We start from the raw sequence: 13,501 nt of genomic DNA on the forward strand, positions 1-13,501 counted from the left end.
ACCCCTATTCGTTCATGAACTTGTCGAGCGCCCCGCCCATGAGCTCGGCGAGCGTCTTGGGCTGGACTTCGGTTTCTGCCTTCTCAGCGCCGGGCCAGTCGATGAACATGCCGGGGTCTTTCTCTCCGGCGAGTCCCTGAATGAGCGAGGCGATGAGGTTGTGCATTCGGACGGCGACGACGGTCGCGGCGTCCCACCCCTGCAGCTCCGGAGAGCCGCCCCGGATCGCGTAGACGCGCGAGTGGGGGTTCAGCACGAGGTGTTCAGCGAGGAAGACGACGTGCCGGACGGGCACTGCTCCCGTCCAGACGTCGTCGATGTTGAGACCGCTGTAGAACTGGGCCAGATCGGCGCGTAGCGCCCCGTGAGCGTCGAGCTCGTCGATCAGCTCACGGAGCTGCGCTATTCCCCCAGTGCGTCGCGGTACTCCATGAACAGGGCCATGAAGTGGTCGTGGGTCTTACCCTGCGACCACTTGTCGTAGGCGGCGGGGTCGTCAGCGATCCCCTCAGCCCACTCGTCGATGCAGGCGATGAACTCGTTGAGCTTCTGCAGACGCTCGATGTCGTCCTTGCTCGTCTCGTCGAAGACCAGCGGACCATCGGTGTCTTCGTCGAACGCGCCCGACTTCGCCGCGTCGAGAAGGAGGTTCTGGAAGTCGTTGCGGTGACGCATGCGGAACGTGATCGCGGGGCGCAGCGTCGGCAGCTCGGCGAGCAGCTCGCGGCGAAGCTCCTTCTGCTCCTGCTCGAGCTCGATCAGCTCGGAAGGCGTCAGCTCGGCCTTCTCTTCGGCGGGCTTCGCCGCCGGCTTCGCTGCGGCCTTGGTGGCGCGCGGCTTCGCGGCCGTCTTGGGCGCCGGGGAGCGGCGGTCCTGAGGGGTGGTAGTCATGGCAGACCTCTTTCATGCAATGCAGACCGATGAGGGAAACGTCCCCCTGGGCGGGTCTGCGGCACTGCACCCAGGGGGACGGGCTTGGGGTTACGGCGCGACGAGCCCAGACTTGAAGATCTGGAAGACGCCGGCGCGACCGTTGATGGCGGGGATGATGGCGTTCGCCGCCGAGAGGATCGAGATGCTCAGCGGCAGCTCGAGGAACTGCGCGGTGTCGACCGACGGCGCTTCGCCGAGGGAGACCTCCGTGTTCGGAATCCAGAAGCCGACCGAACCGGTCGTGTCCTGGAAGAACAGGAAGATCGCGCGCTGGATCGGCGACGGCGTGGCGACGGTGTAGCCACCGGTCGTCGAGTCGAAGTCACCGTTGAACGCGAGGTCGAGGGTGTCGGCGTCGAACTGCAGCGCCGCGGCCGTGACGCCCCACGTGGTGGAGCCGGTCGTGGTGCGGACGCCGTCGGCGAGGAACGTGTCGAGCTGTTCCTTCTCACCGCCCTCCTTGGTGAAGGCGATGGTGTTCTGCTTCGACGTGTGGCCGAGGTTCTCCCACGGCGTGGGGCCGTCGGCCTGCAGGTTGAAGCCGGTGGCCGGGTTGAGCGGCCCCGTCGGGGGCTTGGTGTTGACCGGGGCGTGGAACACGGTGCCGTGCCCCGGGATTACGAGCTTGGTTGAGTCGACAGACACGTTTCCTCCTGATAGGTGTGCAGACCCACCCCGAGAGGGGCGCAGAAGGGATTAGTGGTTGCGGGCGGTGAGTTGCCACGAGCCGGTGAACTGGATCGCGGTCTTGTTCTCCATCTGCGCTTCCCCACCGACCCGGGAGAATGCGGAGAGCTCTTGGTCGATGCGCTCGATGGCACCGATGTCGGGCACGATGCCCTTGGTGGGGTCTTCCCACGCCCAGATGCCGCGGTAGATCTCCTTGACGAGCGCGAACGCCGTCGAGGGTTCGGCGAAGATGCTGACGCTGAGCGTGACGGTCCACAGGCCGTTGGCGTTGCCGTCCTGCGAGGCTGTGGAGTAGTGGGTGATGAACGGCAGCTCGGCATACGAATCGATGTCGAGATCAGCCGCTACGGTGGCGTGCTGGGGGGCGATCTCCCGGATGAGAGTCTGGAAGAGCCCGTCGTTGTCGAGCAGCTCGACGTCGAAGAGGCCCATCAGCTCATCTGCGCCAGAGCGCGGCCCATGATGTGCAGTCCGGGGACGTACCGCACCCGTCGAGCGTTCTTGAACCGCACCAGGTGGCCGTACTCGATCGAGGTGGCCGCGTCGTCGTCGGCGACGATGATGCGATCCTCGATCGGCCCGACCTTCGATGGCAGTACCGAAGGCACCGTCGCGACGAACGTCTTGGCGATGTAGTTGCCGGTGAGGCGGTTCTCCGCGGCGACGCTTCGCACGGCTCGGAGGCCTCGGTTGGCGGCATGATCCATCTCGCGGCTTCGGCCGGCGATCTGCGCCGCCATGGAACCGGCCCGGGGGTCGACATAGGCCATCACGGCACCTCCTGAATCTCGCGGAGCCACTTGATCGTGACGCGGTAGTGGCCGGTGCGCCGCGACACTGAGTGGCGCTGCGGGGCGCCGACGGTCTCGTACAGCGCGCCCTCGAAGATGACGTGCGACTTGATATCGCCAGGCCACTTCGCGGAGCGGATGATTCCGAGGTCGACCACCTGCAGGCCGAGAGACTCGACTTCTTCGGAGGACGACCAGTCGCGGACCGGTTCGACCATGCACCGAACGGGGATCGGATCGCCGAGGTTCCGGTCGATGCGGACGCCCTGAGCGTTGCGGATCGTCTCGCGGTTCTGGACGAAGACGGTGTGAGGGGCTTTGCGGGTGAGCAGGGACATCACGGCCACCCCCTCTGGCGACTCAGCGTCGCGGTTCCCGCCTTTCCCCCACGCTTCGGGGCGACGCGGCCGGTGAGGTCGCGTTCGTCGATGTCGCTGAACCAGATGTACCCGGAGGCGGCGAGGGACTCCCGCTGGAATCCGTACTGGCCCTCGTGTTCTTCCTTGTAGCCTTCCTCGTTGCCGAAGACTCGGGCGGCGACGCGGACGACGACCGCGTTGTAGAGCCGTTGCGTGAGGACACCGGATTCCAGGCGGGCAGTGACGACGCTCCCCCATCGACTCTTGATGGAGTCGACGACCTCGCCGAGCTTGCCCTCGAGGTACTCGTCGGAGAGATCGGAGAGGTCTACGGTCGAGTGCTTGGGGATCTCGTCGGGCGATACGTCGGGGAGCGTCGTCATCTGGTCACTCCTTCGCGGATTCGATCGCGGCGGTGAGCTCGTCGTCGGTCAGGCTCTCGGCATCCTCGATGCCGATCCCCGTGGCCGTGGCGACGAGCGCGTCGCGATCTTCGGACTCGCCCGCGTCACCTGCGGGCACCGACTCTGCACGCTTGGCGCGGATGCGGGCAGCGATCTCGGCCTTCTTGCCGTTCTTCGCCACGCCTGCTGTTTCGGCGAGCTCGCGCAGCTTCTCGATGCCGAGATCGGACAGGTCGTCCTTCTCGCTGGTCGTCTCGTCGGCCTTCTGAGCCTTCGGGGCGGCGGCGCTGGCAGGCGGTGCCGGTGCGGCAGGCGGGGTGGCGGGCTCCGGCTCGCTCGCGGCGATGAGTGCCGGGTTGGTCACCCAGTCGGGTGCGGGATCGCCGGGGCCGGCGGTGACGAGCTGTCCGGCGACGACGCGCGCGACGTGCCCGGTGAGGATTCGCTTCTTGTTGCTCATGGCAGACCTTCTCTCCTTCTCGGATGCGGGACGGCCCTCGAAAGGACCGCCCCGCATTGACCGGTTGGCGCTACGCGACCTTCAGGGACGCGGTGTTGTCGGGTGCCTGCAGGACCGGCAGGCCGATCGCGGAGACGAGCACGTTGTACCCCTCGGGGTCGTGCGTGTGGGTCGCTCCGGAGAACAGACCAGCCGCCTCACCGCGCGAGATGCCGTTGTCCTGAGCCAGCGACTCGGCAGTGATGCCGAGCAGGGTGGAACCGAACTCCGAGCCGGAGAGCAGGGTGATGCGATCGGTCGGGAAGAGCGGCTGCTCGACGCCGGCCCGGTTGACGATCGTCTGCTCGTTGATGCGGATCTCGCCGTAGCCCCACTCGCGGAGCACGGAACGGACGTCGTCCTCGCTGACGCGGGTCGGGAGGTCGGTTCCGCGCTTCGCGACGAGCTTGATGATCTCTTCGTTCGTCTGCATGAGCGCGAGGATCGCGCGCGGCATGACCACGGACGAGATGCCCTTGCCCATGACCGCACGCATGCCATCGAGGTCGGAGAGCGGGTCGGCACCGGCTGCGTTCCACAGCGTGGGCGCGACACCGGTCTGAGCCGCCTTTCGACCGAAGTCGACGACGACGCTCAGGTTGCGCTCCGCGATGGTCACCTTGCCGGTGACGAGCGCCTCGACCTGGCCGAGCACGAAGCGCGAACCGACGGCCTGCGCGTTGCGACGGGCGCGCTTCTCGAACGCCTCGGCGATCGCGTCGTCCATGTTCATCAGCACGAGCTGCTGGTGCTCATCGACGGGCGTCCGGATCGAGATCGGAGGCAGCTTGCCGTCGGCGGTCTGGCCGCCTTCGAGCGTGCCGACCTCAGACTCGGTGTTCCAGCTGCGGTACGAAGCCGCGGCCGGGAGCACCGACTGCCCGATGTTGACCGAGTAGGTGAGCGTCGGAGATGCCTCGAGGGGAAGCATCGCCGCCGTCGCGAACGACTCGACGTGGAGACGGAAGGCAGCACGGGCGAACGCGGTGAGCTGCGCGGGGGTGCGGTGGTTCTTGCTGAAACCCATGGGTCAGTCCTCCACGTAGGTGACGGAGATGATGGTCTTCGCCGTCTTGACGGTCGTCCGCTGAGCGGCGATGGGGAGCAGCGACGGGTTGACGATGCCGTGCACGAGGCGGGCGAACGTCGGCTTGGCCGTTGCGGGGTCGTCACCGAGGGACACGCCCTCGTTGTCGTTGATGAAGCCGGCGAGAGTCCGACGCGGGTCGGTGTCGTCGGCTCCGGCGGTGGCGCTGTACGGACCGAAGAGCCCGTTGGCGAGCTTCGCGACCGCGACCCCCGAGGGGATCACGTTCTTGTCCTGGCCGGGGATGTTGTAGTGCGTTCCCGACGTGAATGCGGACGGGTCGAGCTGTCCGGGTCGCGCAGCATCTTCACCGTGCGACGACGTGCGCCAGCGGGTGTCCTGCTTCGTGCCGGTCGCACGAGATTTGATCTGGAAATCAGACATCAGTGCCTCCTTAGGCGGTGGTCTTGGGTTTCATGGCGTCGTATGCGGCCTGCTCCATCGACGCGACCGAACCGGTCGAGCCAGGTGCCGGGGGGATGCGCCCTGCGTGGTCGCTGTTGAAGCGCTGACCCCATGCCGCTCCCGACTGGGAGCCGTTGCTGTCCGCCGAACCGAGGGACTGTGCGAACGTCTGGACCTTTGCGGCGTCCAGCTCTCCGTTGTCACCGATGAACTTCGTCAGGTCGGTGAACTCGATCGCTCCCTCCACGCGGGAGGTCGCGGCGTCGATGGCCTCGTTCGCGCCCTTGGTAAGCGCGATGAGCCATCCCTTGACAGCGGAGCCGAGCACCTTGCTCGTCCCCTCAGCGAACCCCTCAGCCTTCGCGGCCGACTTCGCCTGCTCGAGCGTGCGGTCGGCGTCGCTGAGCGCCGCCTGGCGTGCCTGCTCTGCGGCGGTCGCCGCGTTCTGCAGATCCTCGACAGAGCCGAACTGCTCGTAGGCCCGGGTCTTCTTCTTCTCGTCCTCAGCGATTCGCTGCTGGACCTTCGACTGGTTCTTCCAGTACGCCTCTCGCTCTTCGGGCTTCATCTGGTCGAGGGGCGTGTCCTTGGGGAACCCAAGGTCTTCGTCCTTCGGCGCGGGAGGCCCGGGAGTGGGCGGCGTCTGTGCGCCCGCCTCGGCGCCCGGAACGGGCTCGATGTAGCGGAACTGCGGACGATGCCAGGCCGGTGCGAACTGCGGGCCGAGAACACGGATGGGCTGGTGGGTGAGCATGGTGATGAGTCCTCCGGATCGGAAGGTGGAACCCACCCCGAATCAGGGCGGGGGGTCTGAGTCAGCCGAGGTTCGACTCGGCGCGTGCGATGAGCGATCGGTACCAACCGATCGCCTTGTCGATGTCCTTCACCGGAATCGGGGGTGCCCCCCTGCCGGTGATGTCGACGAGGTTCGTGCCGTTGTCTTTCGCGTCCATGAGGATGCGGAGCCCGCTCTCGGACGTCGCGAGCTGCGACTCCCACATGTGGCGCTGCGCATCGGGCGTCATGCGCTCGTACGGGGTGAACTTCTGCCGCTTGGAGTCGCGGTTGACCTTCGCGAGAGTCCGGAAGGCGTCACCCTTGCGGGTGAGGATCGGGCCGAGCTCGCCGTGCTCCCGGACCTGGACGGTGATGCGCTTCAGGTCGTCGCCGTAGTTGGAGCCGGCGGCGGCGTAGATGCGCGCGAGGTCGGCTTCGTTCAGACGTAGCCCGAGGTCGCGGTCCTTCGTCATCGGGGAGATCGTGCACTTGCAGAGGTCGTGGAGCGGCATCAGCTCGGACTTCTTGTAGAAGCGGGATGCCGCAACGATGCACAGACCGCAGGTGCCCGTCTTCGAGAACTCCGGGTGGATCACGCGCCGGTAGCCGATGACCTTGGCGGATGCCGCCATCACCTTCTGAGCTTCGTCGCGTGAGACCGCCGCGATGTCGTCGTTCACGATCGACGTCAGACGCTCTTCGAACGTCTTCCAAACCTCGTCGGGCACACGATCGGGCCAGTCGACGGTGTCAGTGTCGGGGTTTCGGAAGCGCTCGCGGATCTTGTGCTCGAGCTGCCGAGCTGGACGCTTGTAGACCTCGACGATGGACGTGCCGCCGCGCTCGTAGGTGTCCTCGATTGGAGGGAGCATCTCGGGAAGCGCCTCGACGAGCTCGAGCTGCCGGAGCATGAAGGCTCGGGACACCCGGCGCGCGCGTCGAGTGGCGGCGTCGACCTGCACGGCGGATGCCGCGGCCGCGGCGTTCACCATGTCAGGCCGACCCCACCACAGGAAGGGAATCCAGATCTGCAGTAGCGCCCTCAGGAGAGCCTCGACGATGCTCTCCTGCTGCGCCGCGTACGTGACGACGAGGTGCTCGTACTTGAGATCCTCATTCGCCATCGTTCGCTCCTGTCGTGTTCACCGCCTGGCGGGTTGCCGGCGCGAGCGCGAGGGCCGCGTTGAAGGCCTCGTCTGCGCGGTCGGTTTCTGCCTTTCGGCGCTGCTGGGGTGTCATCTCGAACACCTCGGCGTCGATCCACGCCTGAGTCGCGCCGCCGCCCTTGAACTTCGGAGCCGCTTCGGCCTTCTCGGCGAGCGTGGCCGGGTTGACCTTCGCCCACTCGACCGCAATCTGCGTGAACTCAGCCCGGGACTCTTGCCCCTCGATGAGCAACGACTGCGACATCGCCTGCGCGAGAGACACACCGGAGACGCGGTTCATGCGGTTCACCGCGTTCACGAGCGGCTGGTGGCTGATCTGCGAGCCGAGCGCCGACTGATTTGCGTTCGACGAGTCGAACAGGCTCATCGGCGTGCGGGTGATGGTGCAGAGATCCTTGAGCTCGCTCTTGCGCGCCTCGTAGATGGGTCGCACGTCGGTCGGCGCAGACTCCCACATCTTCGCGGTCGCGGGGAGCGTCCACAGAGCTGCGGGGCCGGTCCGGAACACGTCGTCGTAGTCGATTTCCTGCCCCGCCTTGGGGTGGTCCTCGGGGTAACGGTCGTCGAGGTCAGCCATCACCGCGCGCTGGCGGAACGACTGCATGACGATGAGCGTCAGAGCGTTCAGGGTGATCTCGTTGATGCGGTCGAGCGTGTCGAGGTGCTTCTCGTAGATGCCGAACCCGTCCGGGGTGGCGAGCTGCGTGACGATGCTCTCGTCGATCGCGCCGGTGCGAACCGGTTCGGACACCCACGACCAATCGGAGGTGACCGTCCAGTTCGTGCCGTCGGAAGGGAGCGTGGGGACGTTCGTCGACCGAAACGCGACTCGGTAGTAGCCGGGCCGGAACAGGGTGACCTCTTCGGTGCGGAGGATCGAGTTGTACCCGACCGATACCGCGGCGCGGGTCACCCACGGGAACCGCGAGTCCTGTTCGCTGATGGTCGTCCACTCGTTGCCGATCTGCCACCGAGCCTTCCCGCGAGGGTCCGGCGCCGTGGTGATGTACGCGCGGCCGAAGTCGCCGACATCGTTGAAGAGGGGCACCGACTGCATCGCCATGCGCGAGCGGTCCCAGATCGCCTGAGCGATCAGATCGCCGTTCTCGTCGCCGGCGGCGGACGTGCGGAACGCGACCACCTCCTGGCGGTCGGTGCGCGCGTCCCGCAGCGTCTCGGCGACATGGAGACGGGATCGCTTCATGAAGCGGAGGTACTGCTCGCTGGTCGCGGCATCCCATGAGTCCGTCGGCAGGAGAGCGTCGCCATCGCGGTACGACCGCAGCTTCTCCATCCGCGGGAGGCCATCGCCGAGGCGATTCGCCAGGCGCATGAGCCACCAGTCGTCGGAGTCTGGGACGTTGGCTTCCGTGAGCACTATCCACCTCGCTTTCTCGGTATCACCGAACTCGGCGAACCGAGCCCGTCCGCTTCTTGAACTGCTTCCTGTACCGCGCGCGACCTTCGACCGCGAGGCACATGCCGACCGCGGCGTCCATCTTCTTCATCGAGCCCTTGCGGTCCTTACCGATGACGTCGCCGGCCGAGCGCTTCCATCGGGAGGCGTTGAGGACGTGCCGGGTGAGCACCTTGTGGTTGCCGTGGGAGAGCTCGCCCGACTTGATCGCGGTCTCGGTCCGCTCGATGACCTTCGCCATCACCGTGTGCTGGTTCGTCTCGAACGCGATCGGCTTCGACTCGGTCGCCTTGACGAGCAGGTCGGGGCCGTACTTCGTCTCCCACCGGTCGACGTAGTCGCGCCAGTGCGGCGGGTCAGCGAGGAACGCGACGACCTTGAACTTCTTGAACGTCTCGTCGAGCACTGCTTCGACCTCTTGGTGGTCGACCGTCCAGTGCTTCGCCTCTTTCGAGTCCGGGGCTTCCCAGATGCCGATCGGGAAGACGTAGCCGTCGTCGATGCGGCACGCGATCAGAACCGTGGCGTCTGAGTTCAGTGAGCCGTCGAATCCGAGTGCGATCTTGTCGCCACGCGACGGTGGTCGGAAGCCGAGCTTGGTGCCCGCCTCTTTCGCCGCGGCGAGGCGCGCCTGCAGCCCGATCCGCGACCACTCGAGCAGCTTGAGCCACGAGTGCTTTCCGGCGACGACCGCGTTGAAGAAGTACCGGATGGTGTCTTCCTCGGAGCGGCGCGGGTCGAACAGGTCGTCGAGCATGCCCTCGGGGTCGTTCCAGGCGATCGCGTCACCGAACGATTCGTAGAACGCTTCGGTGAGCCGCGCGAGGTACTCTTCCTCGGTTTCGAGGCGACGGCCGCCGCGCTTTGTCGGGTCCGGCACCTTGATCTTGTCGAGAGACTCGACGTCGGCCCACCGGTGATCGAAGAGCAGACGCGGACGACGCGCCTTCTTGTCCTCGATCTGGTCAGCGAGGAAGTACGTGTCCTCGGCGACCGACTCGGCGCCGGGCTCGTACATCGTCGTCGTCTCGATGAACCACGTGCCCTCGGCCCGTCGCTTCGACAGGTTTCGGACCACGGTGTCGTACATCTGACGCAGGGTGGGCGTCTCGTAGAGGTGGGTCTCGTCGAAGACCGCGAAGGTCTCGAGTCCACCGTCCTTGGATGCCGCGCCGGCGGTCGACGGGGTGATCGTGCCACCGTTGTGCGGGATCAGCACGCGAGTCTTTCCCGCGTCGACCCCGTACGCGGCTTTCAGCGCGTAGAGCGGCGCGGACTCGTCGGTCAGGTTGTAGTAGACGTTGTCGAAGACGTTGCCGGTCTGGCCCTCTTCGGTCGCCATGATCTTGATCGTGGGCGCCTTGACGCCCTTACCCATCGGCTCGCCCTTGGCGTAGACGTAGGTCTGTCCGAGGAACTCGTAGGTCTCGCCGCCCTTCGCCCAGCCGGCGAAACGAGCGGGGCCGAACGCCTCGAACAGCACGAGCGCTGCGGCGAGCCCGGACTTGTCAGTGCCCTTTGGGCGGGAGAAGAACGCGGAGTTGTAGAAGCGCTTACCACCGGCGTCGTGCGCGTAGCAATCGACGATGAAGCCGGTGTACTCATCCCCGTACCGAATCGGCATGCCCTGGGCACCGCCGCGGCCGTGGACGACGAACGTTTCGATCCACCACGTCGCGATCCATCCCAGCGATCGCATTCTGTCGTGCCCCGGGCTGTGTAGGAGACGCCGGGGCATCGCCTACACCTTGCCGATGCGCTTGCGCCGGTCGTCGATGCTCGTGACGTTCGCGTTGACGTTGCCAGCCGGATATTCCTCGGGCACTTCGACCTCGAGGCGCAGCCGGAGACGGTCAGCAGGCGTCGCGCCGAACGCGGCGACACGGATGCGGATCTCGGCGAACCGGTCGCTGTTGCGACCGCCGGACGACCACGCGATGTGGTGCATGAGCGCGGTGTCGAGAAGGTAGTCCCAGTCAGGGTTCGTCATCATCCGGGTCGACTGTGGCGACGAGCGCCAGTTCTCCCAGAAGCGCACCGTCTGCGGGTGCCACTCTTCACGGATGCCGGTCTCTTCGTCGATCGGAAGGACGTCGTCAGGGAGCGGGAAGCCGCCGAGCTTGCCGTCGGACTTGATGATGTCGCGCGTGGGGGTGTCGCGAGCTCGTGAGCGCTTCGCGGACGGTGCGGGGCCGTTGCCTGCCATGGTGTGGTTCCTTCTCCCGAAACGGAAGCCGGGACCGAAACGGTCACCGGACGGTGATGATGAAGCTCCCGATCAAGGACTCGAACCTCGATTACCTGATCCAGAATCAGGCGTCCTGCCAATTGGACGAATCGGGACCGTACGTGGCTCAGGCCGACGGGCCTGTGGCGAAGACCGCCCGGTTCGCGCGCATCTGCACGTCCTCGAGCGCCGTCAGCGCGAGCGACTGGTTCCGCGATCGCGGCGTGAGCTCTTCGATCGCGACGGCGAGTTCGACAACGAGGTTGCCGATGAGCCGCACGGCCTCGCGCTGCTCGTCGGTCGGAGGCTGTCCGCCTGATGCGGTGATGAAGCGTGCTCGCGCGCGGTCTTCGGCGGTCAGTTCGGGAAGCGTGGGCTCTGCCATGCTCGTCTCCTTCTATCGCTGGATCAGGTCGAGGCGGTACAGGCCGGCGATGACCTCGGAGGTGAGGTCGCCGATCATGTACGCGAGGGGTTCGTGGTTGCCGATGAGGTACGTGCGCGCCCGGCTGTCCCACCCGGCGACGCAGTCCATGAAGAAGAACGCGGACGCGGCGTGCGTCGACTCGTGCGCGACGGTTCGCGTCGTGAGCTGGCCTACCCACAGGCGCATGACGACGATCGGTGTCCGGTCGGGCCTCGGCCACGGGAATCCGCCGTACGCCACTCCCCCGGCGATGTCGCTCCCCGGCACGTACTCGTGCTCGCGGTGCGCCTGGTGCGCTCGGGCCATCTCTTCGCGGTCGTCGTAGACGTGCACCCAGACCTGTCGGCGGATGCCGCTCGCTCGAGTGGCGACGCGGAAGCGGATGAAGCTCATGCCCAGCCGACACCGCTCTTGCGGGCGTCGATGCGCGCGCAGCTCACCGTCCTCGATGCGGCCCGATCGTTCGCCTCGAGCAGAGCGGCGAAGGACGGGGTCATCACGACACCTCGAATGATCCGGCCGGCCTGCGCGTACGAGCGCGGCGTGATGATCGTGAAGTGGTCGACACCGATCTGCGACGCCGCCGACTCGCCGTCGGCGATGGTCGCGGCGACGATGAGAACCGGTCGAGCCTCGACCGGAGTGGCGAAGCGACCGGTCAGCGCACTCCGGCTCGTGCCGCCGACGCGGTAGACGCCGTTGCCGAGATGCTGGAAGGCCATCGCTACCTCGTTTCGGGGCCGGGCTCGAACCCCCCAGACCCGCGCGCACCGCGAGAGGCAGAACGCTTGCGAGCGGTGAGGGGACGGGGGTGGGGGGTGGTGGCCCCGGGGTGTCGCGTCGCTTGACACTGGGTGGGTGTCAGGCCGCGTCTAGGCGCGTGGGTGTGTCGTGTCGCTTGACAGTGGCCGTGTGTAAGGGGTGGGTGTGTCTACTGGTGCGACGGTGACCGTGTGTCGTGTCTGGGTGGGTGCGGGGCATCCATGCCGGCGGGGTGTGCTGGGTGCTGGGTGCTCGCGCACGGTGTGAGAATCAGGGTTTGACATTGGTAACGGTTGTTAGTAATGTCATGGGTGTTGGAAGTGAAACACCAGCACCCCACTCGAAGAGCAGCACCCCTCACACGGGCACACACAAGGGATAGGCACCATGGCTACCAAGACACTCAGCGGACGCGTCGCACGCGTCATCCGGCACGGGCACACCGTCTACGGCAACCCCATCATGTCCATCGTTCTCGACGGTGATGAGTGGGGTGTCTCGCACCGGATCAGCGACAACGCATCCATGGTGTACGAAATCGAAAACCCCGAATTCCGGGACGACTCGCACACGTTCGCGCTGACGCGTGCCGGGCGCATCTCTCACGTCGTGCGGGAGCGTTGACCATGGATGTCAGCGCGATTCCCGTTCGGTGGGCGTATGCGGGGTGCACGGGGCAGAACGGCTATGAGCACCGTCGCGAGGGTAGTTCCGTCCTGGTATCGGTGGGTGGGCATCCGAATAGCCCGAAGCACTGGGTGCCCGCATCCGCTGTCAGCGCACGATGATGTAACCCCCGTGCACGCGTAGGCGTCATCCGGATCATGACCGGAGCACGGGACACGGCAGGATGAATCCCATCTTGCGATATCGAAAGGAATGGGAATATGCGTGAATTCGACTGGGAAGACGGTTTCACCCCGTACTGGGCAACCCTCGACGGGGTCACGCTCACCGAGTACGCCGACGGCGTCGCACAGCGCGTCGCGGTCCTGGTGCGCTGTGAGGAATGGGACGGGCACGCGAATGCCGCTGACTACGCGATGACGGAAGAATTCAGCTCCGGCGAAGTCGACTCGGATGCGGCCGTGTGGATTGACGGGCAGGGGTACGCGCTGGTGCCTACGATGAGCGACCTCGCGGCCGCTCTCCGCATCGTCATTGCGGATCAGCGTGAGGCCGATTGGGCGGACGGCATGACGGATGCCGACATCGTCGCGGGCGTGCGGGAAACGCTCATCATCCCGGGTCGCCCTCACGTACCGGGCGGCGTGCACGTCGAGGGTGACAGCGAGTCGGACAACGTACGCGCGTACGTTGCCGTGCTCGCGGCATCCGCCGAAGACATTGCGGCCGCGCTGACGCGCTGACCACTCTCACCTACTTGCATCACCCCGGAAGTGAAACACCGGGGCATCGAAGGGAAGACATCATGCTTGCACTCATCATTGCTCTACTGATCGGGATGCCGACGTGCGCGTCGGAAGACTCGACCAATTGCGTGTGGTTCGCGTCCGATCAGGGCAACGGCGCGGGCTCATCGTTCATCGACATCGA

At 66.2% G+C, this 13,501-nt stretch carries 20 protein-coding genes and 1 tRNA gene; 2 read left to right on the forward strand and 19 right to left on the reverse strand.

From position 1 onward, the window contains the following. Positions 1-4: 4 nt before the first annotated feature. The 19 genes from SOM10_RS11785 to SOM10_RS11875 all read right to left on the reverse strand — a co-directional run bounded on the left by SOM10_RS11785 (position 5) and on the right by SOM10_RS11875 (position 11,904). The gene (locus SOM10_RS11785; protein WP_320490111.1) at positions 5-295 is read right to left on the reverse strand and encodes a hypothetical protein; all 291 of its coding nucleotides are present in this window, start codon (positions 293-295) and stop codon (positions 5-7) included. Positions 296-402: 107 nt separating this feature from the next. Next, positions 403-891: a hypothetical protein gene (locus tag SOM10_RS11790; protein ID WP_320490113.1), complete on the reverse strand. Its 489-nt coding sequence runs from the start codon at positions 889-891 to the stop codon at positions 403-405. Positions 892-981: 90 nt separating this feature from the next. Beyond that, on the reverse strand, positions 982-1,578 hold the full coding sequence (locus SOM10_RS11795) for a hypothetical protein (protein ID WP_320490114.1): 597 nt from the start codon (positions 1,576-1,578) through the stop codon (positions 982-984). 51 nt (positions 1,579-1,629) lie between these two features. Next, entirely contained in the window at positions 1,630-2,055 is a 426-nt protein-coding gene (locus SOM10_RS11800) for a hypothetical protein (protein WP_295105082.1), read from the reverse strand. Next, positions 2,055-2,393, reverse strand: coding sequence for a DUF5403 family protein (locus tag SOM10_RS11805; protein ID WP_320490115.1), 339 nt, complete (start codon positions 2,391-2,393; stop codon positions 2,055-2,057). The genes SOM10_RS11800 and SOM10_RS11805 overlap by 1 nt, the downstream gene beginning before the upstream one ends. Beyond that, positions 2,393-2,755, reverse strand: coding sequence for a hypothetical protein (locus SOM10_RS11810; RefSeq protein WP_320490116.1), 363 nt, complete (start codon positions 2,753-2,755; stop codon positions 2,393-2,395). The genes SOM10_RS11805 and SOM10_RS11810 overlap by 1 nt, the downstream gene beginning before the upstream one ends. Then, entirely contained in the window at positions 2,752-3,156 is a 405-nt protein-coding gene (locus tag SOM10_RS11815; RefSeq protein ID WP_320490118.1) for a hypothetical protein, read from the reverse strand. Before SOM10_RS11815 ends, SOM10_RS11810 begins: the two co-directional genes overlap by 4 nt. Before the next feature lie 4 nt (positions 3,157-3,160). Further along, a complete protein-coding gene (locus tag SOM10_RS11820) occupies positions 3,161-3,637 on the reverse strand; it encodes a hypothetical protein (RefSeq protein ID WP_320490120.1) in 477 nt (158 codons plus the stop codon). A gap of 70 nt (positions 3,638-3,707) precedes the next feature. Beyond that, positions 3,708-4,703, reverse strand: coding sequence for a major capsid protein (locus tag SOM10_RS11825; RefSeq protein WP_295105071.1), 996 nt, complete (start codon positions 4,701-4,703; stop codon positions 3,708-3,710). Positions 4,704-4,706: 3 nt separating this feature from the next. Further along, entirely contained in the window at positions 4,707-5,147 is a 441-nt protein-coding gene (locus SOM10_RS11830) for a hypothetical protein (protein WP_295105069.1), read from the reverse strand. Positions 5,148-5,157: 10 nt separating this feature from the next. Further along, positions 5,158-5,922 carry a hypothetical protein gene (locus SOM10_RS11835; RefSeq protein WP_320490121.1) on the reverse strand — a complete coding sequence of 255 codons (765 nt, stop codon included), beginning with the start codon at positions 5,920-5,922 and terminating at the stop codon, positions 5,158-5,160. Positions 5,923-5,983: 61 nt separating this feature from the next. Next, entirely contained in the window at positions 5,984-7,069 is a 1,086-nt protein-coding gene (locus SOM10_RS11840; RefSeq protein WP_320490122.1) for a hypothetical protein, read from the reverse strand. Next, on the reverse strand, positions 7,059-8,489 hold the full coding sequence (locus SOM10_RS11845; protein WP_295105064.1) for a hypothetical protein: 1,431 nt from the start codon (positions 8,487-8,489) through the stop codon (positions 7,059-7,061). Before SOM10_RS11845 ends, SOM10_RS11840 begins: the two co-directional genes overlap by 11 nt. A 22-nt stretch (positions 8,490-8,511) precedes the next feature. Further along, the gene (locus tag SOM10_RS11850) at positions 8,512-10,152 is read right to left on the reverse strand and encodes a terminase large subunit domain-containing protein (protein WP_320490124.1); all 1,641 of its coding nucleotides are present in this window, start codon (positions 10,150-10,152) and stop codon (positions 8,512-8,514) included. A gap of 117 nt (positions 10,153-10,269) precedes the next feature. Next, entirely contained in the window at positions 10,270-10,734 is a 465-nt protein-coding gene (locus SOM10_RS11855; RefSeq protein ID WP_320490125.1) for a hypothetical protein, read from the reverse strand. 65 nt (positions 10,735-10,799) lie between these two features. Next, positions 10,800-10,871: transfer RNA gene (locus SOM10_RS11860), tRNA-Gln, on the reverse strand. A gap of 11 nt (positions 10,872-10,882) precedes the next feature. After that, positions 10,883-11,140, reverse strand: a complete 258-nt coding sequence (locus tag SOM10_RS11865) for a DUF7681 family protein (RefSeq protein WP_295105840.1) — start codon at positions 11,138-11,140, stop codon at positions 10,883-10,885. A gap of 12 nt (positions 11,141-11,152) precedes the next feature. Next, positions 11,153-11,575, reverse strand: a complete 423-nt coding sequence (locus SOM10_RS11870; RefSeq protein WP_320490127.1) for a hypothetical protein — start codon at positions 11,573-11,575, stop codon at positions 11,153-11,155. Then, on the reverse strand, positions 11,572-11,904 hold the full coding sequence (locus SOM10_RS11875) for a hypothetical protein (protein ID WP_320490129.1): 333 nt from the start codon (positions 11,902-11,904) through the stop codon (positions 11,572-11,574). The genes SOM10_RS11870 and SOM10_RS11875 overlap by 4 nt, the downstream gene beginning before the upstream one ends. 427 nt (positions 11,905-12,331) lie before the next feature. Here SOM10_RS11875 and SOM10_RS11880 point away from each other — a divergent pair, with 427 nt between their 5' ends. Together SOM10_RS11880 and SOM10_RS11885 are read left to right on the forward strand one after the other, a co-directional pair. Then, positions 12,332-12,568: a hypothetical protein gene (locus SOM10_RS11880; RefSeq protein ID WP_320490131.1), complete on the forward strand. Its 237-nt coding sequence runs from the start codon at positions 12,332-12,334 to the stop codon at positions 12,566-12,568. A 263-nt stretch (positions 12,569-12,831) separates the two neighbouring features. Further along, positions 12,832-13,314, forward strand: a complete 483-nt coding sequence (locus tag SOM10_RS11885; RefSeq protein WP_320490133.1) for a hypothetical protein — start codon at positions 12,832-12,834, stop codon at positions 13,312-13,314. The last annotated feature ends 187 nt before the right edge of the window (positions 13,315-13,501 follow it).

Origin of the sequence: Microbacterium sp. CFBP9023 (assembly GCF_034045055.1) — a bacterium.
In the GTDB taxonomy this organism is placed as follows: domain Bacteria; phylum Actinomycetota; class Actinomycetes; order Actinomycetales; family Microbacteriaceae; genus Microbacterium.

Coding starts and splice junctions, on each gene's coding strand:
- SOM10_RS11830 (WP_295105069.1), bottom strand. CDS start 5,147: ATGTCTGATTTCCAGATCAAATCTCGTGCGACCGGCACGAAGCAGGAC.
- SOM10_RS11825 (WP_295105071.1), bottom strand. CDS start 4,703: ATGGGTTTCAGCAAGAACCACCGCACCCCCGCGCAGCTCACCGCGTTC.
- SOM10_RS11835 (WP_320490121.1), bottom strand. CDS start 5,922: ATGCTCACCCACCAGCCCATCCGTGTTCTCGGCCCGCAGTTCGCACCG.
- SOM10_RS11840 (WP_320490122.1), bottom strand. CDS start 7,069: ATGGCGAATGAGGATCTCAAGTACGAGCACCTCGTCGTCACGTACGCG.
- SOM10_RS11820 (WP_320490120.1), bottom strand. CDS start 3,637: ATGAGCAACAAGAAGCGAATCCTCACCGGGCACGTCGCGCGCGTCGTC.
- SOM10_RS11855 (WP_320490125.1), bottom strand. CDS start 10,734: ATGGCAGGCAACGGCCCCGCACCGTCCGCGAAGCGCTCACGAGCTCGC.
- SOM10_RS11875 (WP_320490129.1), bottom strand. CDS start 11,904: ATGGCCTTCCAGCATCTCGGCAACGGCGTCTACCGCGTCGGCGGCACG.
- SOM10_RS11885 (WP_320490133.1), top strand. CDS start 12,832: ATGCGTGAATTCGACTGGGAAGACGGTTTCACCCCGTACTGGGCAACC.
- SOM10_RS11800 (WP_295105082.1), bottom strand. CDS start 2,055: ATGGGCCTCTTCGACGTCGAGCTGCTCGACAACGACGGGCTCTTCCAG.
- SOM10_RS11880 (WP_320490131.1), top strand. CDS start 12,332: ATGGCTACCAAGACACTCAGCGGACGCGTCGCACGCGTCATCCGGCAC.
- SOM10_RS11815 (WP_320490118.1), bottom strand. CDS start 3,156: ATGACGACGCTCCCCGACGTATCGCCCGACGAGATCCCCAAGCACTCG.
- SOM10_RS11805 (WP_320490115.1), bottom strand. CDS start 2,393: ATGGCCTATGTCGACCCCCGGGCCGGTTCCATGGCGGCGCAGATCGCC.
- SOM10_RS11790 (WP_320490113.1), bottom strand. CDS start 891: ATGACTACCACCCCTCAGGACCGCCGCTCCCCGGCGCCCAAGACGGCC.
- SOM10_RS11870 (WP_320490127.1), bottom strand. CDS start 11,575: ATGAGCTTCATCCGCTTCCGCGTCGCCACTCGAGCGAGCGGCATCCGC.
- SOM10_RS11865 (WP_295105840.1), bottom strand. CDS start 11,140: ATGGCAGAGCCCACGCTTCCCGAACTGACCGCCGAAGACCGCGCGCGA.
- SOM10_RS11850 (WP_320490124.1), bottom strand. CDS start 10,152: ATGCCGATTCGGTACGGGGATGAGTACACCGGCTTCATCGTCGATTGC.